This is a genomic window from Parabacteroides vesiculifaciens (assembly GCF_049860805.1).
GTDB lineage: Bacteria > Bacteroidota > Bacteroidia > Bacteroidales > Tannerellaceae > Parabacteroides.
On sequence record NZ_CP187555.1, the window covers coordinates 150,336 to 175,270 of the forward strand.

General features: G+C 47.0%; 19 protein-coding genes. 13 read left to right on the plus strand and 6 right to left on the minus strand.

Going from position 1 to position 24,935, the window contains the following annotated elements:
* Window positions 1-93: 93 nt before the first annotated feature.
* The 5 genes from ACPYIV_RS00670 to ACPYIV_RS00690 form a co-directional block, all read right to left on the minus strand.
* The gene (locus ACPYIV_RS00670; protein ID WP_301704433.1) at window positions 94-1,842 is read right to left on the minus strand and encodes a phospho-sugar mutase; all 1,749 of its coding nucleotides are present in this window, start codon (window positions 1,840-1,842) and stop codon (window positions 94-96) included.
* 95 nt (window positions 1,843-1,937) lie between these two features.
* Window positions 1,938-3,608: a peptidoglycan DD-metalloendopeptidase family protein gene (locus ACPYIV_RS00675; protein ID WP_425885028.1), complete on the minus strand. Its 1,671-nt coding sequence runs from the start codon at window positions 3,606-3,608 to the stop codon at window positions 1,938-1,940.
* A 35-nt stretch (window positions 3,609-3,643) separates the two neighbouring features.
* On the minus strand, window positions 3,644-4,717 hold the full coding sequence (locus tag ACPYIV_RS00680) for an endonuclease/exonuclease/phosphatase family protein (RefSeq protein WP_425885030.1): 1,074 nt from the start codon (window positions 4,715-4,717) through the stop codon (window positions 3,644-3,646).
* A 6-nt stretch (window positions 4,718-4,723) separates the two neighbouring features.
* Window positions 4,724-6,187: a hypothetical protein gene (locus tag ACPYIV_RS00685; RefSeq protein WP_425885032.1), complete on the minus strand. Its 1,464-nt coding sequence runs from the start codon at window positions 6,185-6,187 to the stop codon at window positions 4,724-4,726.
* Between the two features lie 159 nt (window positions 6,188-6,346).
* Complete coding sequence (locus tag ACPYIV_RS00690; RefSeq protein WP_293732307.1) at window positions 6,347-7,804, minus strand: aminoacyl-histidine dipeptidase; 1,458 nt, start codon at window positions 7,802-7,804, stop codon at window positions 6,347-6,349.
* Window positions 7,805-7,951: 147 nt separating this feature from the next.
* Here ACPYIV_RS00690 and ACPYIV_RS00695 point away from each other — a divergent pair, with 147 nt between their 5' ends.
* The 12 genes from ACPYIV_RS00695 (at window position 7,952) to ACPYIV_RS00750 (ending at window position 21,530) form a co-directional block, all read left to right on the plus strand.
* Entirely contained in the window at window positions 7,952-8,170 is a 219-nt protein-coding gene (locus ACPYIV_RS00695; RefSeq protein WP_293732308.1) for a hypothetical protein, read from the plus strand.
* Window positions 8,171-8,198: 28 nt separating this feature from the next.
* Window positions 8,199-8,801 carry an OmpH family outer membrane protein gene (locus tag ACPYIV_RS00700; RefSeq protein ID WP_293732309.1) on the plus strand — a complete coding sequence of 201 codons (603 nt, stop codon included), beginning with the start codon at window positions 8,199-8,201 and terminating at the stop codon, window positions 8,799-8,801.
* 278 nt (window positions 8,802-9,079) lie between these two features.
* Window positions 9,080-9,835 carry a hypothetical protein gene (locus ACPYIV_RS00705; protein ID WP_293732310.1) on the plus strand — a complete coding sequence of 252 codons (756 nt, stop codon included), beginning with the start codon at window positions 9,080-9,082 and terminating at the stop codon, window positions 9,833-9,835.
* Between the two features lie 31 nt (window positions 9,836-9,866).
* Window positions 9,867-10,433, plus strand: coding sequence for a YIP1 family protein (locus tag ACPYIV_RS00710; protein ID WP_293732311.1), 567 nt, complete (start codon window positions 9,867-9,869; stop codon window positions 10,431-10,433).
* A 12-nt stretch (window positions 10,434-10,445) separates the two neighbouring features.
* The gene (gene smpB / locus ACPYIV_RS00715) at window positions 10,446-10,907 is read left to right on the plus strand and encodes an SsrA-binding protein (protein ID WP_293732312.1); all 462 of its coding nucleotides are present in this window, start codon (window positions 10,446-10,448) and stop codon (window positions 10,905-10,907) included.
* Window positions 10,908-10,916: 9 nt separating this feature from the next.
* Entirely contained in the window at window positions 10,917-14,609 is a 3,693-nt protein-coding gene (gene metH, locus ACPYIV_RS00720) for a methionine synthase (protein WP_293732313.1), read from the plus strand.
* A gap of 39 nt (window positions 14,610-14,648) precedes the next feature.
* Entirely contained in the window at window positions 14,649-15,701 is a 1,053-nt protein-coding gene (locus tag ACPYIV_RS00725) for a DUF3810 domain-containing protein (protein ID WP_425885037.1), read from the plus strand.
* A gap of 86 nt (window positions 15,702-15,787) precedes the next feature.
* Window positions 15,788-19,213, plus strand: coding sequence for an isoleucine--tRNA ligase (ileS, locus tag ACPYIV_RS00730; protein ID WP_425885039.1), 3,426 nt, complete (start codon window positions 15,788-15,790; stop codon window positions 19,211-19,213).
* A 131-nt stretch (window positions 19,214-19,344) separates the two neighbouring features.
* A complete protein-coding gene (locus tag ACPYIV_RS00735) occupies window positions 19,345-19,725 on the plus strand; it encodes a TraR/DksA family transcriptional regulator (protein ID WP_005641525.1) in 381 nt (126 codons plus the stop codon).
* Window positions 19,726-20,340, plus strand: a complete 615-nt coding sequence (locus tag ACPYIV_RS00740; protein WP_293732316.1) for a lipoprotein signal peptidase — start codon at window positions 19,726-19,728, stop codon at window positions 20,338-20,340. It begins immediately after the preceding gene.
* A gap of 8 nt (window positions 20,341-20,348) precedes the next feature.
* Window positions 20,349-21,152 carry a DUF4296 domain-containing protein gene (locus ACPYIV_RS00745; protein WP_293732317.1) on the plus strand — a complete coding sequence of 268 codons (804 nt, stop codon included), beginning with the start codon at window positions 20,349-20,351 and terminating at the stop codon, window positions 21,150-21,152.
* A gap of 9 nt (window positions 21,153-21,161) precedes the next feature.
* The gene (locus ACPYIV_RS00750) at window positions 21,162-21,530 is read left to right on the plus strand and encodes a hypothetical protein (protein ID WP_293732318.1); all 369 of its coding nucleotides are present in this window, start codon (window positions 21,162-21,164) and stop codon (window positions 21,528-21,530) included.
* On the opposite strand, the gene ACPYIV_RS00755 is transcribed toward ACPYIV_RS00750, so the two are convergent.
* Window positions 21,450-22,220, minus strand: coding sequence for an RNA methyltransferase (locus tag ACPYIV_RS00755; protein WP_293739710.1), 771 nt, complete (start codon window positions 22,218-22,220; stop codon window positions 21,450-21,452). The two genes, ACPYIV_RS00750 and ACPYIV_RS00755, sit on opposite strands and share 81 nt — an antisense overlap.
* A 74-nt stretch (window positions 22,221-22,294) precedes the next feature.
* On the opposite strand from ACPYIV_RS00755, the gene ACPYIV_RS00760 reads away from it, so the two are divergent.
* The gene (locus ACPYIV_RS00760; protein WP_293732320.1) at window positions 22,295-24,643 is read left to right on the plus strand and encodes a BamA/TamA family outer membrane protein; all 2,349 of its coding nucleotides are present in this window, start codon (window positions 22,295-22,297) and stop codon (window positions 24,641-24,643) included.
* The last annotated feature ends 292 nt before the right edge of the window (window positions 24,644-24,935 follow it).

Here is a 24,935-nt window from a genome sequence, read left to right on the forward strand (position 1 = left end):
TAGGTGCTAACCTTTTCCGAAGAAGATGCCGGCCTTTTGGGTAATCGGCAAGCATCCCTTCTTAAAACCTATGGGGCCGTTGGCAAAATCAAATCAGATTCCCAACGATGCCTTGATCGCTTCGATCTTTTCTTCTCCTGCTTTCTCGGCAGCCGGCAGTTCGTCGAGGCTCTTCACTTTGGAATGTACTTCGCAATAGAACTTGATTTTCGGCTCCGTACCGGAAGGACGGATGGAGACTTTCGTTCCGTCTTCGGTGAAGTATTGCAGGACGTTGGATGTGGTCGGCATATCCAAAGACAAAATTTCGTTTTCTGCATAATCTTTGCCTTTCAGGGAAGCATAGTCGTAGAATAGAGTGACTTTGGAGCCGGCGATTTCCTGCAACGGATTTTCACGGAAGTGCTTCATCATCGCTTCGATCTCTTCGGCGCCGCTCTTTCCTTTCTTTACAACGGAAATGCCTTTTTCTTTCGAGAAACCGTACTGCACGTAGATGTTTTGCAATAACTGGTACATCGTGATGCCCTGGTCTTTTGCCCAGGCTGCGATCTCGGCCAGGATGGCACAAGCCGAAACGGCATCTTTGTCGCGGACGAAATCTTCGCAGAGGAAGCCGTAGCTCTCTTCACCGCCACCGATATAATTCTTCTTGCCTTCGTTCTTCTTCATGACGTCGGCGATCCATTTGAAACCGGTGTAAACGTCATACACTTCGACACCGTTCTTTTCGGCGATCGTGCGGATCAGTTCGGTTGTAACGATCGTCTTGACGATATATTCCTTGCCGTTGATCTTGCCTAATTCTTTCCAGCGGGTGATGAGGTAGTAGACGAACATCAAGGCAGTCTGGTTGCCGTTCAGCAATACCCATTCGCCTTCGTTGTTTTTGACGGCTGCGCCTACGCGGTCTGCGTCCGGGTCGGAAGCCAGCACCAGTTCGGCATCCGTTTCCTTAGCCTTCTCGACTGCCAGGGCCAATGCTGCCGGTTCTTCGGGGTTCGGAGAAACGACGGTGGGGAAGTCGCCGCTCACTACGTCCTGTTCGGGAACGTGGATGATGTTGGTGAAGCCGAATGCTTTCAATGTCGGCGGGATAACCGTCACACCCGTTCCGTGGATCGGCGTGTAGACGATCTTCATATCGTGGTGGCGTGCGATCGCTTCCGGTGACAGGGAGATCTTTGTCAGGTCGTTGATATATTGTTCGTCGATTTCTTTACCGATGATTTCGATCAGTTCCTTGTTGCCTTTGAATTTGATTTCGCTGGCATTGCGGATCTTGTTTACTTCGGCAATCGTATTCTTGTCATGCGGAGCGATCATCTGGGCACCATCGTCCCAATAAGCCTTGTATCCGTTGTATTCTTTCGGATTGTGCGAAGCGGTCAGGATAATGCCGCTCTGGCATCCCAACTTGCGGATGGTGTACGACATTTCGGGGGTCGGGCGGAGGTCTTCAAACAGATAGACCTTGATACCGTTTGCAGAGAAAATGTCAGCAGAGATTTCCGAGAACTTGCGGCTGTTGTTACGGCTGTCATGCCCGATGACAACTTTGATCTGGTCCAGATCGGCAAATTCCTTTTTCAGATAGTTGGATAAGCCTTGTGTGGCTGCTCCTACCGTGTAGATGTTCATGCGGTTTGAACCTACTCCCATGATGCCTCTTAAGCCACCTGTACCGAATTCCAGGTCTTTGTAGAATGATTCGATCAGTTCCGTCGGATCTTCGTTGTCTAACAGAGCCTGCACCTGTGCACGTGTTTCAGCGTCATAACTTTTAGTAAGCCAGCTTTGTGCCTTGCTTCTTACCATTTCTAACAGTTCCTTGTTTTCCATGACCTATATGTCTTGCTTTTAATTAAAGAAATCCTGATTTTGAAGTTAACAAAGGTACAAATAAATTGATAATCTCCAAGATTTAGGCTTTTTATTTACCAGATAAAAGGATGCTTGTATTCCGACTGGTTTCCGGCGGCATCCGTGACGGTCAGTTTGAGGGTGTGTTTCCCGCGTTCGAGCCGTCCTTTATCGAACTTGTAGGTGATGACCGATTTGTTGTTCATCTCGAACAGGACGTATTGGCCGTCTATCTCTCCGCGGTAGGTTTGCACGCCGCTTAGATTGTCGGACAGGCGGAAAACGAATGCCTGTTTGCTGATCCAGGTGTTGGGGGTGACCGGGGTGATCGTCGGCGCTTTGATATCTTGCCCGATCGTGTAGTGGCCCAGTTCCTTGACCGTGCCATCGATCCAGCCGTTCCGGTAGGAGCCGCCGATCCAGGATTGACGTCCTTTCAAAATGCGGACGATACCGTATTGACGCTTGTTTTCCAATGTGTCGGTCCGCAGGTGCAGGGACAACCGGGCCGAGTTGTGAAGTGCCACCGGGCGGTTATGCAGGATGTGCGTGTCTGCCAGTGCCGTGCTGTCTTCTTTTACCGAATAGCGGAAATAGAGATCGTCATAGAGGTTGCCTCTCGGAATGGTCATGCGGATGCCTTTCGCACCGAACCGGTTGTCTGCTGCCCAGTGAAACAGCTCTGTACCTTCGGTTTCAACCTTCGGGATCTCCTGCTCTTTCCCTTCTATCCAAACGGACAGTTTAGTGGTGTTGCCGAATGCATCGGCGAGCGTATATGTGAGGTGATATGTTTTCTCTTCCTCTATACGGATGATTCCCCGGTTGGCGCTTTCACTGAAACGTAGGCGGTTACCCGGTTCGACGAAGCTGCGCATATAGAAGGAACGGCGCTCTTTCCATTCTTCATAATCGACGTAGCTGTTCAGGTAGCGGGTTTCGTCGAAGGCAAAACGGTCCAGGTTGCTATGGTAGATGGTCTGGCTGTCGAGGCGGAGGGTAATGTCTTTCACGCCGTAGATGTTGGTCGTGTTATCCATATAATCGTAGGCTTTGACCGCCAGGCCGATCTCTCCCCAGGCTTCGATCTTGCCAGTGAGGGTTTGTTTGCCGTTTTTAGCCGTGACCGGTTTAAGCTCCAGCTTACGGCTGCTGCCGTTGACGACTCCTTTGCCTTGTTGCGGACAGATCAGTATTCCCTGTATTTTCGGTGCGCGGGTATCGGTTATCTTCTCTTTGAAATATTCGATCGGGTCGAGTACCTCTTCGCTTTCCGTATCGCGCACTTCAAAATGGAGATGCGGACCTCCCGAACTTCCGGTGTTTCCGCTGTAGGCGACAATTTCTCCTTTTTTGACCGGGAGTTGGTCCGGGGTGGGGAACAGGTTCACGTTGAAGCTTTCCTGTTCGTATTGCTGTGCCTTGAGGTACCGGGCGATGGACGGGGCGAATCGTTGCAAATGGCCGTAGACGGTCGTTGTCCCGTCAGGATGTGTCAGGTAGAGGCCGTTTCCGTACCCCCACGGGCTGACGGATATGCGCGACACATATCCGTCCTGCACGGCATGAACGGGCTTTCCTTCGGTTCCTTGTGTCTTAAAGTCTATCCCGGAATGAAAATGATTGTTGCGCAATTCCCCGAAGTTACCGCTCAACAAAATCGGGAAATCGAATGGCTGGCGGAGTTGTTGGGCGCTTATTGTCTGTATGCAAAAAAGCAGTAGGGTGATGTATAGTTTGTACATATTATATGTGTATTTAGAGAAACAAAAGTAATCATTTATTTTAATAGTAGAAAGTCGACGATCAAAGGGAGATGGTCGCTGTAACCGCCTTCGTATTTGAAACCGTAGTAGGTGCGGAAAGGGCGTTCACCACGCCAGGTTTTATCTTTTGTAAGCAGAAATGACGGAGAAAAGATACGGGCGCTTCCTGGGATGACCTGCATCCGTGAGGTGGTGTCGGTGAGGGAGGAAGAGAGGATAATTTGATCTAACTGGCTCCATTCTCCTTGATACTTATGGCTTCCAGGAAGAGTTGACCGGTTCTTGGCAAACAGATTGTATAGATGGAGAGACGGATAGGCATCCGTCCGAGGTTTCATAGGCATGGAGCCTGAAACGGACAGGCATGGAATTGGAAACGGATGGGCATTCAATATTTCCCGGATGCTCGCGTCGTTCGGCGTATCATTGAAATCTCCCATAATCAGGATGTGTGAGGCAGGGCGGAGGGTGTAGATCGAGTCGCATAATGTACGCAGGGTGTGTGCCGCGTCCAAGCGATCCGGTTCGCTTTCTTTTTCCCCTCCGTAACGGGAAGGAAAGTGGCAGACAAAAACATCGAGCCGGTCTCCGGTAATTACATCTCCCCATACATGCAGAATGTTGCGGGTATGTTTATGCCGGTTGTGGGTAAAGCGGACCGGGTGCTCTGTGTGGCCTTGGTAACGGAACTTGTCCCGTTGGAAGAGTAGTGCCACATTGATGCCGCGCGTGTCTTGTCCGTGCGTCATGCAATAACAGTAATGCTGCCGGCGGAGCGGGGTGAAGTTCAGGAGCTGGATAAGAGCGGAGTCGTTTTCGACTTCGCAAAGCCCGATCAAGGCCGGAGTGCTCCATTCTCCCGCTGCCGTAATGACTTTTGCCAGTTGCTGTAATTTATGGTAAAATCGGCCGTGCGTCCAGTGGTGGTTGCCGGAAGGGAGGAAATCGTTGTCCGCAGTAAGTGGATCGTCTTCCGTGTCGAACAGGTTCTCGACGTTGTAACTCATAACCCGGAAGTCTGTTTGTCCTTGTGAAGGCAAAGAAAACAATGTCAGTATAAAAAACGTCATAGTTAAGATTCTGGTCATATCGTTTTATTTTGTTTCATCTTCTTTCGGTACGAATTCGTAGGCTCCTATATCGGGACCGTCGTTCGTAAGGCGGTTCACGCCGTAGCGGTCTACCGGATATTGTTGCGTAATGAAGATATCGGCTTTTCCCACTCCTAAAGTCGTAGCCGAATCCGGACGGAAATCGAAGCGGTATTTATTCTTCTCACCTCCCTTTAACCTATAGGACGGGCTGGCGTTTGTGAACAATACTTCTTTGAAGTGGTCGTTGTTGCTGCCATTCGTTTTAATCACACAATGGTTGAACTGGTATTCGAATGATGCCGTACCGTCGATGGATAAATTCAGTTCTCCTTTATACTCTTCCTTACCGGCATCGAAACTACCGTCGATAATACAGTTGTCGAATGTCACTTCGAGCGGGTAGGCCTCTTTGTTCGCGTTGTTTGCCATCGTGAGGCAAGACGTATTCCGTTTTTCCAATGTCATGAAGTTTGCAAGTGTGCAATGGATGAAACGGTATTCGCCGCCAATCAGTACGACGACGCCTCCTCCGGCATTCGTCAGCTCCGTGTTGGTCACTTCTATATTGCAGTTGAGCGCGAAGAAGAGGTTTTCTCCCATATTCGTGATCTGGGAATTGCTTAACTTCAGTTTGGATTCGTCCGGAGACGACTTTTCGAATGTCAGCCCCGTTTTCCCATTCCGTACGATTATATTGTCCATTATATTATTGTAGCTTTCCGGACGGAAGAAAATACCTCCCCACTGCGAAGGTGTCCGGTCGTAGGGGAGGACGTCGTTCAGGATGAAATCCAGGCGGTCTCCGCGGAAGACGATCGGTTTTTCGCGCGTTCCTTTAGCCAGCAATGTCCCATATGTGATAATCTTAGCGGTGTCGTGCATATAGAATGTTACGCCCGGGTCGATGTTGAGCGTGATATTTGGAGAGATAACCAGGCTGTCATATATAAGGTAGGGACGCTCGGCTGTAAAATGCGTGTCCTGTGTCAGGATCAGCCCGTTTTTATACAGGTTTACATTCTGCCCGTATGCTTCGAGGCGGACGGACTGCTTGATACCGTTTGTCGTAAAGATCACGGAGTCGTCTACCAGTAACGGTTGGTTGGCTGCATTCGGATTGACCGTAACTTCCACAAATACATATAGACTGTCGTTTGCTTGTATTCTTACATCCTGGAAATGGTCGCCTTTACGTCCGTCCACGTTGATGCGGAAACCAGTCTCTTCACCGCTTGCCAGCATGATCTCGCTGATCAGCAGAGGCTGGTCGTTGCGGTTGTAGATCATGAACTCTTTGGTTGCGGAGCCTATTGTGGTGAATACCGTATCGAAAGAAAGGGTGTCGACCGAGAAGCTCAGCCGATGGTTGGGGTTACTCGAATAGTTCTCGTCCAGCCCGTCGCACGACAACAGGTTGAGCACTATAAAGAATAATATGAGTAACGGAGCGGCTAATTTTTTCATTTCATTAATTATTAATAGTCCAGGTAAATTGTTATTTACCATATAATGTCAATAAGAAAACAAATTTATTATAAATAAGTTTTCGGGCATTAACATAAAAAAAGAGGAAAAACATCCGTTGAATGTTAATCCTCTTTTTATAACGAGAAATGTATCGTTTTATTTTGCAGGGATGCTCTTTAATAGTTCGAGTAAGTGAGACCACCACAATCCAACGGTATCAATCTGTATGCGTTCGTTGGGAGAATGGACGTCCCGAAGCGTCGGTCCGAATGAAATCATATCCAGATTCGGATATTTCTCAAGGAACAAGCCGCATTCCAGTCCTGCATGGATCGCCATTATTTTGGCATCTTTGTTAAACAAACGTTTATAGGTTTCTTGTGCCACTTTCAGGATCTTTGAATCCGGGTTAGGCGCCCAACCGGGATAGCCGTCGCCGTGGGTTACCTGTGCACCGGCTAACTTGAAAACAGATGCGACCTGGTTGGCAATCATGTTCTTGCAGGACTCGATGGAGCTGCGCTGGCTTGTGCCGACAATGATTGTGTTGTCATCTCCCATCTTGACAGAAGCCAGGTTGGTAGAGGTTTCCACCAGTCCTTCGATGTCATGGCTCATGCCGATCACACCATGTGGGCAGGCATGTAAAGCCAAAATCAGTTTTTCTGCATCATAGTCGCTGATATATTTGTCCGGACGGTCGGTCGAAGCCATTGTGATCTGTACGTTCGGGTCTACATGTTTCAGTTCGTTTTCGATATCTGCCGTGAAATGGTTCAGCAGAATGCGGGCTGCTTCCTTTTCTTCCGGGTACAGGCCGATGGTCGCTTGCGCTTCACGGGCGATAGCGTTGCGGAGGTTGCCGCCGTGGATGAAGCAAAGGTTGAAATCTGCTTGGTTTTTCAGTAGGTACAGGTAGCGCACCAGGATTTTGTTGGCATTGCCCAGCCCTTTGTGTATTTCGCCACCGGAATGTCCGCCGTTCAAGCCTTTCACTTCGATTTTGAAGTATTGCATGTTCGGATTGGTATCACGTGATTCGTAATGGAACACCGCTTGCGTATCTTTACCACCTGCGCATCCCATAAAGATTTCACCTTCGTCTTCGCTATCGAGGTTTAGCAGGATATCGCCTGTCATGAATCCTTTTTCGAGTGCTTTGGCTCCGGTCAGTCCGGTTTCTTCGTCTACGGTGAAAAGGCATTCGATCGGTCCGTGCTCTATATCGTCGGAAGCGAGGATTGCCAGTTCGGCGGCAACACCGATGCCATTGTCGGCCCCCAGAGTCGTACCGTTGGCATGAAGCCAGTTGCCGTCGACGATTGTTTCGATCGGATCGTTGTCGAAATCATGTGCGGTTCCGTTATTCTTTTCGCACACCATATCCATGTGGGATTGCAGAATCACTGTCGGCAGGTTTTCTTTGCCGGGAGTAGCCGGTTTAGACATCAGAATGTTGCCTACGGCATCTTTTTTGATAGCTATTTTATACTGTTTAGCGAATGATTCAAGGAACTCGATCATTTTTCCTTCCTTCTTTGAAGGGCGGGGCACTTGTGTTACCTGGTGGAAGAACTTCCAAACGATTTCAGGTTTTAAATCAGTAATCTTCATAATGTTACAATATATTATAGATGTTACTCTATAGTTAATAATACCATTGCAAACAGGGGGTTGTATGAAAAAAAGTACAATTAAATATCAAAAACATACTTTCTAATCACTTAAACTCTTATATTTGCGTCCACAAATATAGAGAAAATGCTTACAACGTTATTGATTACCGTCATAATTCTTTTTATTTGTGTTGTGTTGCTCAGTGTAAAAGTTCTTTTTAAAAAGGGAGGGAAGTTTCCTAATACACACATTGAAGGCAATGCGGCACTAAGGGATAAAGGTATATGCTGTGCTAAAACTCAGGATAAGCGGGATGGCAAGCAGAAGAATCTGTATGATAAAATAAAGGAAATAGAAGAATAAAATAAAATAAAGATTTAATTTACACTTTATGAAGAACATTAACTACGTTATTAATGGTGTGCTCGCGGTGGCTGTCATAATCTTGTTTGTTATGCAGTTTTCCAGTAAAAAAGAATCCACGGTGGCTCCGGCTTTCACAACAGAAGGAGATTCTACTAATTTGCTTCCTGTAGCTTATGTGAATGTGGACTCTCTTTTATCGAATTACAATTATTCGAAAGATTTGAATGAACGTATCCTCAAGATGCAGGAAGATTATCGTTTAGATATGACCCAACGGTCAAATGCCTTACGGACAGAATTGAATGATTTCCAACGTAAATATGAAGCCAATGCTTTTCTTACCGCCGAAAGAGCGCAGCAGGAAGGAAACCGTTTGCAGAAAAAGCAGGAGGAACTTCAGAACTATGCCGCTAAGAAAGAACAAGAACTGGCTGCCAAGCAGATGGAACTGAACGGACAGCTTCGCGATACGATCGTTGCCCAGTTGACGACTTTTAACCAGGCAAAAGGTTATCAGATCATTTTCAGTAATACGATGGGCGACAATATCCTATTGTCAAATCCGGCATACGATATCACTGCCGAGTTTCTCGAAGTGTTGAATAAGAACTACTCTTCCAGCAAATAAAGAATTAAAATACAAAATGAAAAATAGGGGCTGCCCGGCTAAAGGTCGAGGGCAGCCTTTTTTTGTTTTTGAATGTTTTTGCTGACATGTCTGACATTGTGACAAATTGGAAAAATCGGATTAAAGGCCGGGATTGGCATATAAGAAATTTACAAAAGCATGAGGTTTTTAGCGCGCTTAACCTGGCAGAATTGTTTGAGTGAGAAAATAATACTACCTTTGTGCGTTTCTTTCATCTGTAGAGTGAGATAAATACGATTCCAAATTTGTATATGAAAATGAAAAAGACAGTATTATATGGCGTTTTGGCCTTTTGCTTGGTTGTGTTGAACTCTTGTTTGGGGGACCCTGCCACCCAGTTGACGATGGCAAACCAAGCGGGAGTTGTGGTGACCGGATACGGACCGGGTAAGGCTATTTATACTAAAGGTGACGTTGTGGTTTCTTCGGAAGAATTTCAAAATGCCAATGTGGAAGATGGGGAATGTATTTTATTTGATTATTCCATCGATTATGGGACTGCAAACAATATGGGAGCGGGAACGGATACCAGTTATATCGAAGCCATTATTTATGAAAATACGATATCGGAGGTCAATCGTTGGAAATTATTCAATACATTGACAGATACTTCCATCGTAGCAAAGGACGAATTGCTACTTTCTTCCCTCCAGGCACGTTCCGCTTATATCAGAGGCAATTTGTTCCTGTTCACGGAGATGAGCAATCACCCGACAAACCAAATAGATAGTTTCTCTTTATCTTATAATCCGGATAGATTATTGGGAGACGATAAGGTTTATAGCCTTTATCTCCGCACGATCAGGATAGAGTCGGATACGACGAAAGGTCAGTCGATGATTATTCCCTGTGCGTTCAACATAGAAGACTTGGTGAAAGATGCTGAAAAGAACAATTCTGATGAACTGAAGTTCCGGATCAATTATGCCTCTTCATTCGGGAAGGACTCTGCATCGATAAACTGGAAAAGTTCGGATGTGTTTACAATAGACTTGTCGGGAAAAGGGAAATAAACGATAAAATAGCAAACGAGCGTATTGAAAAATGTATAAAGAGATATTTAAATTGGTAGTAGCCATCATCTCCCAGCCGGGAAAGGCGTGGGATATTCTTACAAAAAAAGAAGAAAAAGACGATGAGTTTTTATCCCGGTTTGTGTATCCCCTGATCGGATTCGTAACGGTGGCTGCTTTTTTAGGTGTGCTGTTCACCAGGAAGGAGTTTGATGTCGAACTGGCGCTGAAATCGTCTATCCGGACACTGGTCGCTTCGTTTGGCGGTTTTTACTTGGCTTCTTATTTGTTGAACGAACTTTGGCAAGGATTGTTTAAACGGGAGAAGGATATGAAGTTGTGCCAACGCTTTGTCGGGTATTCGTCTTCGCTGATGTTTGCATTGAATATTGTGTTGATGCTGCTCCCCGAATTTTTCTTTTTGCGTATATTTGTTTTATATACGTTTTATATTGTATGGGAAGGGGCAGGCCCTTATATGCAGGTGGAAGAGAAGATCCGTTTGAAGTTTGTCGGTATCGCTACCGGATTGATTTTGTTGACGCCCTGGTTGATCGAGGTTATCCTTTCCATGCTGATGCCCGGTTTACGTTTTTGATAGAAGAATAAGATGAAAGAGAAGATTAGTAATAACATACAGATAAAGAATAAGCGGGCAACTTTCGATTATGAGTTGCTCGACACGTTTACGGCTGGTATTGTGCTGACCGGTACGGAGATCAAATCGATCCGTCTGGGAAAAGCGAGCTTGGTCGATACGTTCTGCATTGTGGAGAAAGGCGAATTGTGGGTGAAAAATATGTATGTGGCTGAATATTTCTATGGAACTTACAATAACCATACGGCCCGCCGTGACCGCAAGCTGCTGTTGACTAAAAAGGAATTACGGAAGATTGAAAGTGCTGCCCGCAATAATGGTTTTACAATTATTCCGACACGCCTTTTTATTAATGACAAGGGACTGGCTAAAATTGTTGTCGCTATCGCCAAAGGTAAAAAGGAATATGATAAACGTGACTCTATCAAGGAGCGGGATGACCGCCGGGAGATGGATCGTGCATTTAAACGGTAACGAACCTTTATGAATAAAGAGATATTTTTGAATGCCCTGAAAGAACGTATTTTGATTCTGGATGGAGGAATGGGTACGATGGTCCAGGGATTTAAACTGACCGAGAAGGACTATCGCGGGGAACAGTTTGTGGATTGGGCGGGCGACCTGAAAGGTAATAACGATCTGTTGTGTATCACCCGACCGGATGTGATTAAATCGATTCACCGCCAGTATCTGGATGCCGGTGCCGATATCTTTGCTACCAACACCTTCAATGCAAACGCCATCTCGATGGAAGATTATGGCATGCAGGGACAGGTGCGGAATATAAACCTGGCTGCCGGAAAGCTTGCACGCGAGGTTGCTGATGGCTTTATGGCGGAACATCCGGATCGTACGATCTTTGTTGCCGGTTCCATCGGCCCAACTAATAAGACGGCTTCCATGAGTCCCGACGTGAGTGATCCGGCTTACCGGGCTGTAACCTATATGGATTTGTATAACGCCTATAAAGAACAGGTGGACGCTTTGGTAGACGGAGGCGTGGATATCGTCTTATTTGAAACGACTTTCGACACGCTGAATGTGAAAGCCGGGTTGGAAGCTGCCGAGACTGTGTTGAAAGAAAAAGGCAAGGATTTGCCGATTATGCTTTCTCTGACGTTGTCAGCCCAGGGCGGACGTACGTTTTCGGGACAGACATTGCTTGCATTTTTGGCTTCCGTGCAACATACCAATATTGTCAGTGTCGGTTTGAACTGTTCTTTCGGTGCTGCCGATATGAAACCTTACTTGGCTGAATTGGCAAAACATGCTCCTTATTATATAAGTGCTTACCCGAATGCCGGTTTGCCGAACAGCTTCGGTTCGTATGATGAGACGCCGGAAAAGATGGCTGTCCATGTAAAACCCTTTATCGATGAAGGCTTGGTTAATATCCTCGGGGGATGTTGCGGTACGACGCCGGCCCATATTGCTAAATATCCCGAACTGGTAAAAGGAGCCAAGCTGCATGTTCCGGCTCAGAAGCCCGACTGCCTTTGGTTGTCCGGTTTGGAACTGCTCGAAGTAAAGCCGGAGAATAATTTTGTAAATGTCGGCGAACGATGTAATGTGGCTGGTTCACGCAAGTTTCTGCGCCTGATCAAGGAGGAGAATTATGAAGAGGCTTTGACGATTGCCCGCAAGCAGGTGGAAGACGGTGCACAGGTGATCGATATCAATATGGACGACGGAATGTTGGATGCCGTGAAGGAGATGACGACTTTTCTGAACCTGATTGCTTCCGAGCCTGATATTTGCCGTGTTCCCGTGATGATCGACTCTTCCAAATGGGAGGTGATCGAAAAAGGATTGATGTGCGTGCAGGGTAAAAGCATCGTGAATTCGATCTCTTTGAAAGAAGGTGAAGAAGTATTCCTGCAACACGCCGCCCGTATCAAACAGTTGGGGGCTGCCGCGGTCGTAATGGCTTTTGATGAAAAAGGACAGGCCGACACGTTCGAACGGAAGATCGAGGTTTGCGGACGCGCTTACCGTCTTCTGAGGGAGAAAGTGGATTTTGATCCGAACGGGATTATTTTCGATCCGAATGTGCTGGCTATCGCAACCGGCATGGAAGAGCATAACGGTTACGGCCTTGATTTTATCCGTGCCGTGGAATGGATCAAGAAGAACCTGCCGGGCGCGAAGGTGAGCGGCGGTGTCAGTAACCTTTCCTTCTCTTTTCGTGGAAATAATTATGTGCGGGAGGCTATGCATTCTGTATTCCTGTATCATGCGATTAATAAAGGTATGGATATGGGGATCGTGAACCCGTCGTCGTCTGTACTCTATGAAGATATTGAACCTGCTTTCCGTACGTTACTGGAAGACGTCATTCTGGCCCGTCGTCAGGAAGCTGCGGAAGAACTGATCACATACGCCCAGAACCTACATGTAAAAGCGCAGGAGGGGGGAGATGAAAAGCTGGAAGTCTGGCGTGAATATCCGTTGAAGGAACGCTTGGAATATGCTTTGATAAAAGGGGTTGGTGATCATCTGGAAGAAGATTTGAAGGAAGCCTTGAAGGAATATCCGCGTGCGGTGGATATTATCGACGGACCGCTGATGGGCGGAATGAATAAAGTCGGTGAATTGTTCGGCGCCGGAAAAATGTTTCTGCCGCAGGTTGTCAAGACTGCTCGTACGATGAAAAAGGCTGTTGCCATCCTGCAACCCGCAATCGAAGCAGAAAAAGCGACTTCCTGTTCGGCAAAGGCTGGAAAAGTCGTTTTTGCAACAGTAAAAGGCGATGTGCACGACATCGGAAAGAATATTGTTTCGATCGTTCTGGCTTGCAACAACTATGAGGTGATCGATTTAGGGGTGATGGTCCCGGCAGATGTGATCGTGAAAAAGGCGATTGAAGAAAAGCCCGATCTGGTTTGTCTTTCCGGTCTGATCACGCCTTCGCTCGAAGAGATGGTGCATGTGACGGACGAAATGCAGAAAGCCGGCTTGGATATACCTATAATGGTGGGCGGCGCTACGACTTCGAAGTTACATACGGCCATTAAGATTGCTCCTCGTTATGACTATCCGGTTATTCATGTGCTGGATGCCTCGCAGAACCCGTTGATTGCAGCTAAATTGTTGAACCCAGATACGCGGGATGCTTATATTGCCCAGTTGAACAGCGAATATGAAGCGTTACGTGCCTCCATGAACAAGAAAAAAGAGATATTGGTTTCATTGGCAGAAGCCCGGATGAATCATCCGAAGATCGATTGGACTTCTTATAGTCCGGTCATTCCGGCTCAGAGCGGGATACAGGTGATTCCTTATATCCCTTTGGAAGAAATAATCCCATATATACACTGGACTTTCTTTTTCAGCGCTTGGAAACTGAACGGGCGTTTTTCGGAAATTGCGCAAATCCACGGTTGTGACGCCTGTCGTGCCGCTTGGCTAGCCAAGTTCTCGGAAGCGGACCGGGCAAAGGCGTCGGAGGCTATGCAGTTATATAAAGATGCTGTTAAGTTGTTGGATTGTCTGGTTGAGATGAAAGCCGAATACTGCAAGGCGGTTTACGGCTTCTTCCCGGCAAACAGCGACGGAGATAATATCCGTATAGGTGAAATCCAGCTTCCTGTTTTGCGCCAACAGGCAAAGAAAGAGGAAAATGTCTACAAATCGCTGGCCGATTATGTGATGCCAGTATCGGAAGGACGTACGGATTATGCCGGCGCTTTCGTGGTGACGGCTGGTGTCGGTGCTGAAGCTCTGAAAGAACGGTTTGAGCAGGATGGCGATACCTATAATTCCATGTTGTTGCAAACCTTGACCGACCGTTTGGCTGAAGCTACAGCCGAATATCTCCATGAAAAAGTCCGAAAGGAATATTGGGGATATGTACCGGATGAATCGCTCTCCATTCCTGACCTGTACAAAGTGAAATATCAGGGTATACGTCCGGCTGTCGGCTATCCTTCATTGCCGGACCAGCTTTTAAATTATACGCTGGATAAGTTGTTGGATATGTCACAGATCGGTGTCCGGTTGACGGAAAATGGAGCGATGTACCCGACGGCGACGGTTAGCGGTATTTATATTGCACATCCGGATTCCCAATACTTCATGATCGGCAATATCGACGAGGAACAGATGACGGATTATGCTTGCCGCCGGAATCTGTCGGAAGCGGAAACGAAGAAATTATTGAATAAAAACATATTGTAAATATACCGTAGGGGCGAGGTCTGCTCGCCCCTCATTGCAATGTCGCATTTTAAATTGAAATACATACGCTGGATAGTCTTATCTCTCCTTCTGGCCGCTATCTGGCTCACGATGCGTTCGCCGGGAGCAGGAGAGGTGTATGCTCGGAATATCTATCCGTATGTATCGGCCGTTCTGTCCCGTTTCTCTTCCCTTTTTCCTTTTTCGGTGGGTGATTGCCTGATATATGGCAGCATTGTCGGTTTGCTTATCTACGTGGTTTATGCTATTGCCGGAAGACGTTCGTGGAAGACGGCAGTGGGGCGGATTGTCGAATACCTGTTGTGGGGATATGTCTGGTTTTATATGGCGTGGGGGCTGAATTATTTCCGGCAGGATTTCTTTAACCGGACACAGATTCCGTATGCTGCCTATTCGGCTGATGCATTTCGTTCTTTTCTGTCTGCCTATACGGATTCTTTGAATGCTTCTTTTGTTCCTATAGAGACAGTCGATAAAGTTGTTGTTGCGGAGGAATCCAAAAAAGGATACAGGGAAATAGCCGGAAGATTCGGGTTGGTTCTCCCTGCCGGATATCTGCATCCGAAGCCGATGTTGCTCCCTTCCCTGATGAGCAGTGTGGGCGTTTTAGGTTATATGGGGCCTTTTTTTACCGAGTATAACCTGAATCCGAAGCTGTTGCCTGTCCAGTATCCGTTTACTTATGCACACGAAATGGCGCATGTGTTAGGAATATCGAGCGAGGCGGAAGCGAATCTATACGGTTTCCTGGTTTGTTCACGCTCGGAAGTGCCGGAGATTCGTTTCTCCGCTTACTTTGCTTTGTTGCCTTATGTGCTGAGCAATGCATATCAACTCCTGCCCGAAGAAGAATTTAACCAATGGAAAGAAACGATCTTGCCGGAGATCAAAGAGGTCTATAACCGGAAAGCAGCCTATTGGCTGGATTTGTATAGCCCGCTTATCGGGAAAATCCAAAGTACCGCTTACAACTGGTTTCTGAAAGGAAACAACATTCCTTCCGGCCGGAAGAATTATTCGGAAGTGGTGGCATTATTGATGGCGCTGGATAATGCGCCGGAACAGATTTGACACCTTGCTCTTTCCGTATTGCCTAATTCGAATTAAATCACTACCTTTGCGGCAATTTTTGAGAAGATAGATAAATATAACGCAATATGAGTAAGAAATTTGCCGAATACTCCAAATTTGACTTGTCGAACGTCAATAAAGAGGTGCTGAAGAAATGGCAGGATGGCGACATCTTCCATAAGAGTCTTAAAATCCGCGAAGGACATCCCTCGTTTGTATTTTATGAAGGTCCTCCTTCTGCAAACGGTATGCCCGGTATTCACCATGTGATTGCCCGTTCGATTAAGGATATTTTCTGCCGTTATAAGACCATGAAAGGATATCTTGTCAACCGTAAGGCCGGATGGGATACGCACGGACTGCCGGTAGAGCTGGGAGTTGAGAAGACATTGGGTATAACCAAAGAAGATATCGGCAAAAAGATTTCTGTGGCCGAGTATAATGCTGCCTGCCGCCGTGACGTGATGAAATTCACGAAGGAGTGGACAGACCTGACACAGAAGATGGGATATTGGGTGGATCTTGAAAACCCCTATATCACTTACGATAACCGTTATATCGAAACATTGTGGTATCTGCTGAAGGAACTCTATAAGAAGGGCTTGCTGTATAAAGGCTACACGATCCAGCCGTATTCGCCGGCTGCCGGAACAGGGCTTAGCTCGCATGAGCTGAACCAGCCGGGATGTTATCGCGACGTGAAAGATACGACTTGTACGGCTCAGTTCCGTATTCTCGATCCGAAGCCTGAGATGGCGGAATTCGGCGAATCGTTTTTCCTGGCATGGACCACTACTCCGTGGACATTGCCTTCCAATACGGCTCTTTGCGTGGGCCCGAACTTTACTTATGTAGCTGTTCAGACTTATAATCCGTATACGGGCATGCCGATGACGGCAGTTTTGGCTAAGGACTTGTTGAATGTATATTTCAATCCGAAAGCTGCGGATCTGGCTTTGACCGACTATAAACCCGGTGACAAACTGGTGCCGTTCAAAGTGGTCGGCGAATGGAAAGGACCGGAACTGGCCGGTATGCATTACGAGCAGCTGATCCCGTGGGTAAATCCGGAAGAAGGCGCTTTCCGGGTAATCACCGGCGACTATGTGACGGTTGAAGATGGTACGGGTATCGTACATATCGCTCCGACTTTCGGTGCGGATGACGACCGTGTGGCAAAAGCAAGCGGCGTGCCTCCTTTGATGATGATCGACAAAGACGGGAATCGCCGTCCGATGGTCGATATGACAGGTAAGTTTTATCTCTTGGAAGACCTTGATCCCGAATACGTACAGGCGCACATGAATGCAGCCGATTATGATCCGTGGCAGGGTAAGTTCGTTAAGAATGCTTACGATGCATCAAAAGGCGAAAAAGACGAAACGCTGGATATCGAAATCTGCATGATGCTGAAAGCGCAGAACCGTGTATTCCGCATCGAAAAGCATGTGCACAACTATCCGCATTGTTGGCGTACTGACAAACCTGTGTTGTATTATCCGCTGGATAGCTGGTTTATCCGCACGACCGCTTGCCGCGAACGGATGATCGAACTCAACAATACGATCAATTGGAAACCGCAAAGCACCGGCACGGGACGTTTTGGCAAATGGCTGGAAAACCTCCAGGATTGGAACCTGAGCCGTAGCCGCTATTGGGGCACACCGTTGCCTATCTGGCGTACCGAAGACGGGGCGGAAGAAATCTGTATCGGTTCGGTTGAAGAACTGTACAATGAAATAGAGAAATCCGTAAAAGCCGGACTGATGGAATCCAATCCATACAAGGACTTGAAATTCCAGCCGGGCGAATATACAAAGGAAAACTACGAGAAGATCGACCTGCACCGTCCGTATGTGGACGATGTGATCCTGGTTTCCAAGAGCGGCAAGCCGATGAAACGCGAGACCGACCTGATCGACGTGTGGTTCGATTCGGGTGCGATGCCTTATGCACAGATTCATTATCCGTTTGAGAACAAGGAGATTTTCGACGACCGCAAGGTTTATCCGGCCGACTTTATCGCTGAAGGCGTAGACCAGACACGCGGATGGTTCTTCACTTTGCATGCGATCGCTGCGATGGTGTTCGACAGCGTGTCGTATAAAGCTGTCGTCTCCAATGGACTGGTACTGGATAAGAATGGCAACAAGATGTCCAAACGCTTGGGGAACGCTGTCGACCCGTTCGCAACGATCGAGCAGTACGGTTCCGATCCTTTGCGCTGGTACATGATCACGAATGCTTCTCCGTGGGATAACATCAAGTTTGATATAGACGGTATCGAAGAAGTTCGCCGCAAGTTCTTCGGTACATTATATAATACATATTCGTTCTTCGCTTTGTATGCGAACGTGGACGGTTTCGATTATTCTGAACCGGATGTAGACTGGAAAGAACGTCCCGAAATCGACCGTTGGATTCTGTCGTTGCTGAATTCGCTGGTGAAAAATGTGGATGGCTTCTTAGACACATATGAACCGACCCGTGCCGGACGTGCAATCTCCGATTTCGTAAACGACAATCTGAGTAACTGGTACGTGCGCTTGAACCGCCGGCGTTTCTGGGGTGGAGGTATGACGACCGATAAGTTGTCCGCTTACCAGACACTTTATACCTGTCTGGAAACGATCGCCAAATTGATGGCTCCGATCGCACCGTTCTATGCAGACCAGTTGTTTGGCGACCTGATTGCCGCTACCGGACGTGAGGAGGTTGAATCTGTTCACCTGTCTGAATTCCCGGTTTGCAACGAGGCATTGATCGACAAGAATCTGGAAGAACGTATGCAAATGGCGCAGGATGTGTCCTCTATAGTGTTGGCTTTGCGCCGTAAGGTGAATATCAAGGTGCGGCAACCGCTGCAGACCATCATGGTTCCGGTTATGGATGCCCATCAGCAGGAAAGCATTGAAGCTGTGAAAGCATTGATCCTGAACGAGGTCAATGTGAAAGAACTGAAATTTGTCGATAACGCTGCCGGTATTCTGGTGAAGAAGATCAAGCCGGACTTCAAAAAGTTAGGCCCGCGTTATGGCAAGATCATGAAAGCATTGGCTGCCGCTATCCAAACGATGAGCCAGGACGAAATCAATGCATTCGAAAAAGCCGGAACGTACACGCTGACCGTTGAAGGGCAGGAAGCGGTAATCGAACGTGCAGATGTTGAAATCATCTCCGAAGATATACCGGGTTGGCTGGTTGCTAACGATGGCCGCCTGACAGTAGCATTGGATATCACCGTGACAGAAAACCTCCGTAAGGAAGGACTGGCGCGTGAGTTGGTAAACCGTATCCAGAACCTGCGTAAGAGCAACGGTTTCGATATTACGGACAAGATCACGGTGACTGTTCTTTCGAGCGATGTGATGGATGAAGCGATCAAAGACTTTAATTCATATATCGCAAACCAGGTATTAGCTGTATCAGTGGAAATTACGGATGTGATCAGTGATGCGACCGAGTTGGATTTCGAAGACTTCAGGCTTTCGGTACGGATCGAAAAAGCGTAAATATTCAATGAATAATGTATAATGAATAATGAATAATGCAGGAATTGCTTATATTTGTGGGCAAGAGAAAGAGAAATCTTTCGCAGTATTCATTTTCATCCTTAATTGTTAATTATTAATTAAAATGAACCATGGCAGAAAAAACAAGATATTCGGATGCTGAACTCGAGGAGTTCCGCGCCATAATATTGGAAAAGCTGGAAAAAGCAAAGAAAGATTATGACCTGTTGAGATCCGGAGTCACTAATTCTGACGGTAATGATGTCGCCGATACATCTCCTACATTTAAAGTATTGGAGGAAGGTGCTGCGACTTTATCAAAAGAAGAAGCCGGCCGTTTGGCACAGCGTCAGATGAAGTTTATCCAGAACTTGCAGGCTGCATTGATCCGGATTGAGAATAAGACGTACGGTATTTGCCGCGAGACCGGTAAATTGATCCCGAAAGAAAGATTACGTGCAGTGCCTCATGCTACTTTGAGTATCGAAGCTAAACAGGGAGGTGCCAAGTAAATGAGATATTCCAAAGGTTGGGGAGCAGTGTTAATTGTGATGCTGCTCCTTATTCTTGACCAGGCTCTTAAAATATGGATTAAAACTCACATGCAGCTGCATGAGAGCATTGAAGTTACTCCGTGGTTTTATCTCTACTTTACCGAGAACCCGGGGATGGCTTTTGGGATAGAAGTGATCGGTAAACTGTTTTTGTCGGTATTCCGCATTGTGGCTGTCGGCTTTATCGGGTATTACCTGTATAAGCTGGTGAAACAAAATTATACCTTTGGCTTTATCGCTTGCATCTCGTTGATATTTGCGGGGGCTATCGGGAACATTATCGACTCTATATTTTATGGGGTGGTATTCGATCATAGCTTTGGACAGGTTGCTACGTTTATGCCGGAAGGAGGAGGTTATGCCAGCTGGTTGCACGGAAAGGTGGTCGATATGTTCTATTTTCCTTTGATACAGACGGTGTTGCCCGGCTGGGTGCCGGTGTGGGGAGGAGAAGAATTTGTCTTTTTCCGTCCGATCTTTAACCTGGCCGACTCGGCAATCTGCGTAGGCGTCTTTTTGTTGTTGCTGTTTTACCGTCACACCTTGTCGACAAGTCTCTCTAAAGAAAAATAAAAAAATTAATGCGGAACAGACTGCATAGATATAGTGTCGTTTTGCTGTTGGTCGCTTTACTGGTTGCCTGCAGTAAGGTACCGGATGGCATTCTTTCGGAAAAGAAAATGCAAGCTGTACAGGTGGATATGCAATTGGCCGAAGCCATGATCAATCTGGACAGCAAAGAGTTTCCCGATAATGCCCATAAGGAGGCTTTATATCAGTCTGTCTTCCGCAAATATGGTATTACGCAGGCCGAATACGACAGTTCGCTCGTTTGGTATGGCCGGCATCTGGATATTTATATGAAGGTGTACGACCGTGTGTTGGCCGATTTGAATAAGCGGCAGAAGGCGTTGGGCGACGTGCAGGCTTCAGCTGCTCCCGTTTCCAAGCAAGACTCGGTGGATATCTGGCCTCGCCGTACTTCTTTAAGGTTGGAACCCGGTGCTTTGTTTAACGGTGTGACGTTCGATATCAAGCCTGAAACGAATTACTCGTCTGGCAGCTCGTTCGTATTGGGTATGGATGTTTGGGGCATCAACAAGGGTATGGCTTATAAACCGGAAATACGTATCAGCGCTGACCAAGGCGATACGATTGTCACTATCAATGATCAGATTCTTCGCGATGGCTACCACGAAACCATATTGAAGACGGTTCCGACCAAGCAGATCAAACGCGTATATGGGTATATCTTTATGAATAATGCCGATTCTTCTTACTACAAGGTTTATCTGGATAGCTTGAATCTGATGAAATATAATTACGGCCGCCTGACCGATATGGTAAAAGATACGTCTGCCGTAAAAGTATCTGACGGGAAATAAACAGGTGTCGTGCGGCGGATCGCTTCTCATTATATCTATTGGAAACAGTTTTACCGGATGCACTATGTTGAATTGGACGACAGTGGCATCCTGATTGGCATTTTCCCTTTGGAAGGGGAGATTGCGGGTACGGAGTTTTATGACGGTATCCTGATTCCTGTTCTCGTTCCCGCGCTTGACGCGGAATCGCAGAAACAGATTGCCTTTGACATGTTGCCGGGAGAAATATTAGTTGATGCGCTTGAACGACAGGGTTTTACTGGTATTTCCGAAATGGGTTCACCTGTCTGTTTGCTGTTATTGAACGGGATTCCCCTGGCGACGGCGAAATTCGGCGCAGATGACAGCCGTAGCAATGGCTACATTCAGAGACTCTGATGTCTCTCTCTCGGGAGGAAAGCTCGGTATGTAAAGTTTTTGGTCGATCAACTCTTCTATTTGCGGGCGTATTCCGTTCCCCTCGTTCCCCATTACGATGATTCCGCTTGCCGACAGTTCTTTCGTGTACATATTTTCTCCGTCGAGGAATGTGCCGAACAGCGGGATCTGTTTTGCCACCTGGGCTTTCAGATAGTCTTCTAACTCCGTGTAATGGACTTTTACATGCGCCAATGCGCCCATTGTGGCCTGCACGGTTTTCGGGCTGAATACATCTGCGGTATCGAGGCTGCAAACGATATGCTCGATGCCGAACCAGTCGGCAAGCCGTATGATGGTTCCGAGATTTCCCGGATCCTGTATGCCGTCTAACGCCAAGACAAGTGAGGAGGAGGGATCGGCTTCGCTAAGCCGCCAGTCCGGACGTTTGAATACGGCCAATACATCCTGCGGATTTTTCAAGAAGCTGGCTTTGCGGATATCCTCGTCATCCGCTTCCAATAATTCTTTTGCCGGAATGTTCCCCTGCGTAGCCATCCAAGATGGTTTGGCAAGGATCAGTTCACATTCAAAGGCAAACATCATATCTGCAACCAGTTTATTTCCTTCGGCAACGAATGCATTCAGTTCGTTCCGATATTTCTTCATTTCTAACGAATGGATGTATTTAACTTTTCCCTTACTTAGCATCTTTACTCTTTTTATGCGGCAAATGTACGGGAATTTCTTTAAATTCAGTTACATTTGCGTCCGTAAAAGCTTGAATGATGAAGGGAATCCAAACACTATATTTCATTTGCTTCCTATTGCTCTTAGTCTCCTGTAGCTCGACAAAATATGTTGGCGAGGGAGAATACCTGTTGGACAAAGTGGAGATAGTGTCGGATAGCAAGACTTACAAAAACAGCGATCTGAAGCCTTATTTGCGCCAGCAACCTAACTTAAAAGCGTTCGGATTGATGAAATGGCAGTTGTTCGTGTACGACTGGTCGGGCCGTAACGAGAAGAAATGGATCAACAAACAGCTACGCCGAATGGGAGAGGCGCCGGTTATCCTCGATACGACACTGGTTACCCAGTCGGTCAGCGAGTTGGAGCGTTTCTTTATCAATAAAGGATATACGAACGCAGAAGTTTCTGCTTCTATCGACACATCAAAACGTAAAAAAGCGGTTGTGACGTATAAGATAGTCCCTAACACTCCCTATCGTATTCATGATTATTCGATGGAACTGAGCGATCCGAAGATCGACAGCATCGCCCGGCTCAAACCGCCCCACCGCTCCGTGCTAGCTTCGGCTTTCCGTACATATTCCGACGATTATACTTCTCTGATAAAAGACAGTGCCCTGTTTGACCGCGATGTCCTTGACAAAGAGCGGCAACGCCTCACGACTTTGTTGCGCCGGCGCGGTTATTATGCCTTCAACCGGGATTATCTCTCTTATATTGCCGATAGTTCTTTGAATCGGAATATCGTGGATCTGGATATGCTGCTTAAGCCGTATCGCTTGCAGAAGCCGGACGGGACGGTAGTCGATACGTTGCATCGCCAGTATTACATCAAAGATGTTTCGATCGTGACCGACTATGATCCGTTGACGCTGGAGGAAAACAATACAATCTTGTACGATACGGTTCGGATTCGCGGCATCAACATCTTGTATGGCAAGAATGGCAGAAGCATCCGTCCGGGAGTCTTGCGTAAAAGTAATTATATAATGCCGGGACGCTTGTATAACGAGCGGACGGTGGAGCAGACCTATTCTTCGTTTGCCACCTTGCGCGCATTGCGTAATGTGAATATCCGCTTTTCGGAGATTGAAGAGAACGATACGATGAAGCTCAACTGTACGATTCTGACCTCTCCCGCCAAACTGCAAGGTTTCGGAGTGGATGTGGAAGGGACGAACTCGGCCGGTGATTTTGGTTTTGCTTCGAGTTTGAACTACCAGCACCGGAATTTATTTAGAGGATCGGAGGTCTTTTCGACTAAAGTCCGCGGCGCTTATGAGGCGTTGTCCGGCAGCCAGTCGGAAGGAAATAACTTTTGGGAGTTTGGTGTTGAAACATCTGTCTTGTTCCCCCGTTTCCTCTTTCCTTTCCTGCATGAGAGTTTCCGGCGTAAGATTCGTGCAACGACAGAATTGAAGGTAAGCTACAGCATGCAGACGCGTCCGCAGTTTAAAAGGGCTATTGTCTCTGCCGGGTGGAATTACATCTGGCAGGACCGGAGCAATATGCAAGCGCGCCATGTGTTCAAGTTGTTGGATATCGACTATGTGCATTTGCCGAAGATCAGCCAGTCGTTTAAGGACTCGTTGCCCGAATCAACTTTGCTCTACAATTTCACCGACCAGTTTATTGTCGGTTCCGGTTATACCTATTCATTTAATAATTATGATCCGCAGAACCGCTTGAGGAATACGCATTCCGTTCGCTTCTCCTTCGAAATGGCGGGCAATTTGCTATACGGGCTTTCGAAACTGACCCGTGCGGATAAGGATGACGAAGGACGCTATAAATTGTTCGGGATCAATTATGCCCAGTTTGTGAAGGGGGATATTGATTTTAGTAAAAGCGTTGTGCTGGACAGCCGTAACAAGTTGGCTTTCCATGTCGGTGTCGGAGTCGGCTATCCGTATGGCAATTCAAAAATGCTGCCATTCGAGCGGAGCTATTTCTCCGGAGGTGCAAACAGTGTCCGCGGCTGGTCTGTCCGTTCGCTCGGCCCCGGTAGCATGCCGCTCGATTCGGTTAAGTCCTTTGCCCAACAGATCGGTGATATCCGCCTGGATCTGAATCTCGAATACCGCACTAAGCTGTTCTGGAAATTCGAGATGGCCGCCTTTATCGATGCTGGTAATATCTGGACTTTTCATAAGGATGAGAGCCGTCCGAACGGAAACTTTGACTTCTCACGTTTCTACAAAGAGATTGCAGCCTCTTACGGATTAGGCCTCCGCCTCGATTTCGATTTCTTCCTGGTCCGCTTCGATACCGGAATGAAAGCCTATAACCCGCAGGAAAGCGGCAAACGGAAATGGGCTATCCTGAATCCTAACTTTGGTAGCAACTTTGCTTGGCATTTTGCGGTGGGATATCCATTCTAACCGGGAAGATCGTATTTTATTCTCCACGTCGGCTTTTCTTTTAAATGCTGAATTACCTGTTACTTTTCTCTTGAAAATCTGAGGTTTTATCCAGTATATTTTATATCTTTACACACGTATGAATCGTCTTAGCCCCAATGTCACAAAGGATAGCGATATATGTCGCCATCCTTTTTCACCTATATCGAAAAGCTTTTCCATATAGGTAGAAAAGTGAATGGAACGTGAAGTTGATCTTAAATCAATATGAATGAACTTTTAATATCTTATGATAGAGAGAGTAAACTAATAA

Bases quoted from the DNA above. Each gene is read 5' to 3' on its own strand.
- ACPYIV_RS00735 (WP_005641525.1), top strand. From the start codon at position 19,345: ATGGCAGAAAAAACAAGATATTCGGATGCTGAACTCGAGGAGTTCCGC.
- metH (WP_293732313.1), top strand. From the start codon at position 10,917: ATGAATAAAGAGATATTTTTGAATGCCCTGAAAGAACGTATTTTGATT.
- ACPYIV_RS00705 (WP_293732310.1), top strand. From the start codon at position 9,080: ATGAAAAAGACAGTATTATATGGCGTTTTGGCCTTTTGCTTGGTTGTG.
- ACPYIV_RS00700 (WP_293732309.1), top strand. From the start codon at position 8,199: ATGAAGAACATTAACTACGTTATTAATGGTGTGCTCGCGGTGGCTGTC.
- ACPYIV_RS00740 (WP_293732316.1), top strand. From the start codon at position 19,726: ATGAGATATTCCAAAGGTTGGGGAGCAGTGTTAATTGTGATGCTGCTC.
- ileS (WP_425885039.1), top strand. From the start codon at position 15,788: ATGAGTAAGAAATTTGCCGAATACTCCAAATTTGACTTGTCGAACGTC.
- ACPYIV_RS00690 (WP_293732307.1), bottom strand. From the start codon at position 7,804: ATGAAGATTACTGATTTAAAACCTGAAATCGTTTGGAAGTTCTTCCAC.
- ACPYIV_RS00680 (WP_425885030.1), bottom strand. From the start codon at position 4,717: ATGACCAGAATCTTAACTATGACGTTTTTTATACTGACATTGTTTTCT.
- ACPYIV_RS00745 (WP_293732317.1), top strand. From the start codon at position 20,349: ATGCGGAACAGACTGCATAGATATAGTGTCGTTTTGCTGTTGGTCGCT.
- ACPYIV_RS00760 (WP_293732320.1), top strand. From the start codon at position 22,295: ATGATGAAGGGAATCCAAACACTATATTTCATTTGCTTCCTATTGCTC.
- smpB (WP_293732312.1), top strand. From the start codon at position 10,446: ATGAAAGAGAAGATTAGTAATAACATACAGATAAAGAATAAGCGGGCA.
- ACPYIV_RS00675 (WP_425885028.1), bottom strand. From the start codon at position 3,608: ATGTACAAACTATACATCACCCTACTGCTTTTTTGCATACAGACAATA.
- ACPYIV_RS00710 (WP_293732311.1), top strand. From the start codon at position 9,867: ATGTATAAAGAGATATTTAAATTGGTAGTAGCCATCATCTCCCAGCCG.
- ACPYIV_RS00670 (WP_301704433.1), bottom strand. From the start codon at position 1,842: ATGGAAAACAAGGAACTGTTAGAAATGGTAAGAAGCAAGGCACAAAGC.
- ACPYIV_RS00695 (WP_293732308.1), top strand. From the start codon at position 7,952: ATGCTTACAACGTTATTGATTACCGTCATAATTCTTTTTATTTGTGTT.
- ACPYIV_RS00725 (WP_425885037.1), top strand. From the start codon at position 14,649: ATGTCGCATTTTAAATTGAAATACATACGCTGGATAGTCTTATCTCTC.
- ACPYIV_RS00685 (WP_425885032.1), bottom strand. From the start codon at position 6,187: ATGAAAAAATTAGCCGCTCCGTTACTCATATTATTCTTTATAGTGCTC.
- ACPYIV_RS00755 (WP_293739710.1), bottom strand. From the start codon at position 22,220: ATGCTAAGTAAGGGAAAAGTTAAATACATCCATTCGTTAGAAATGAAG.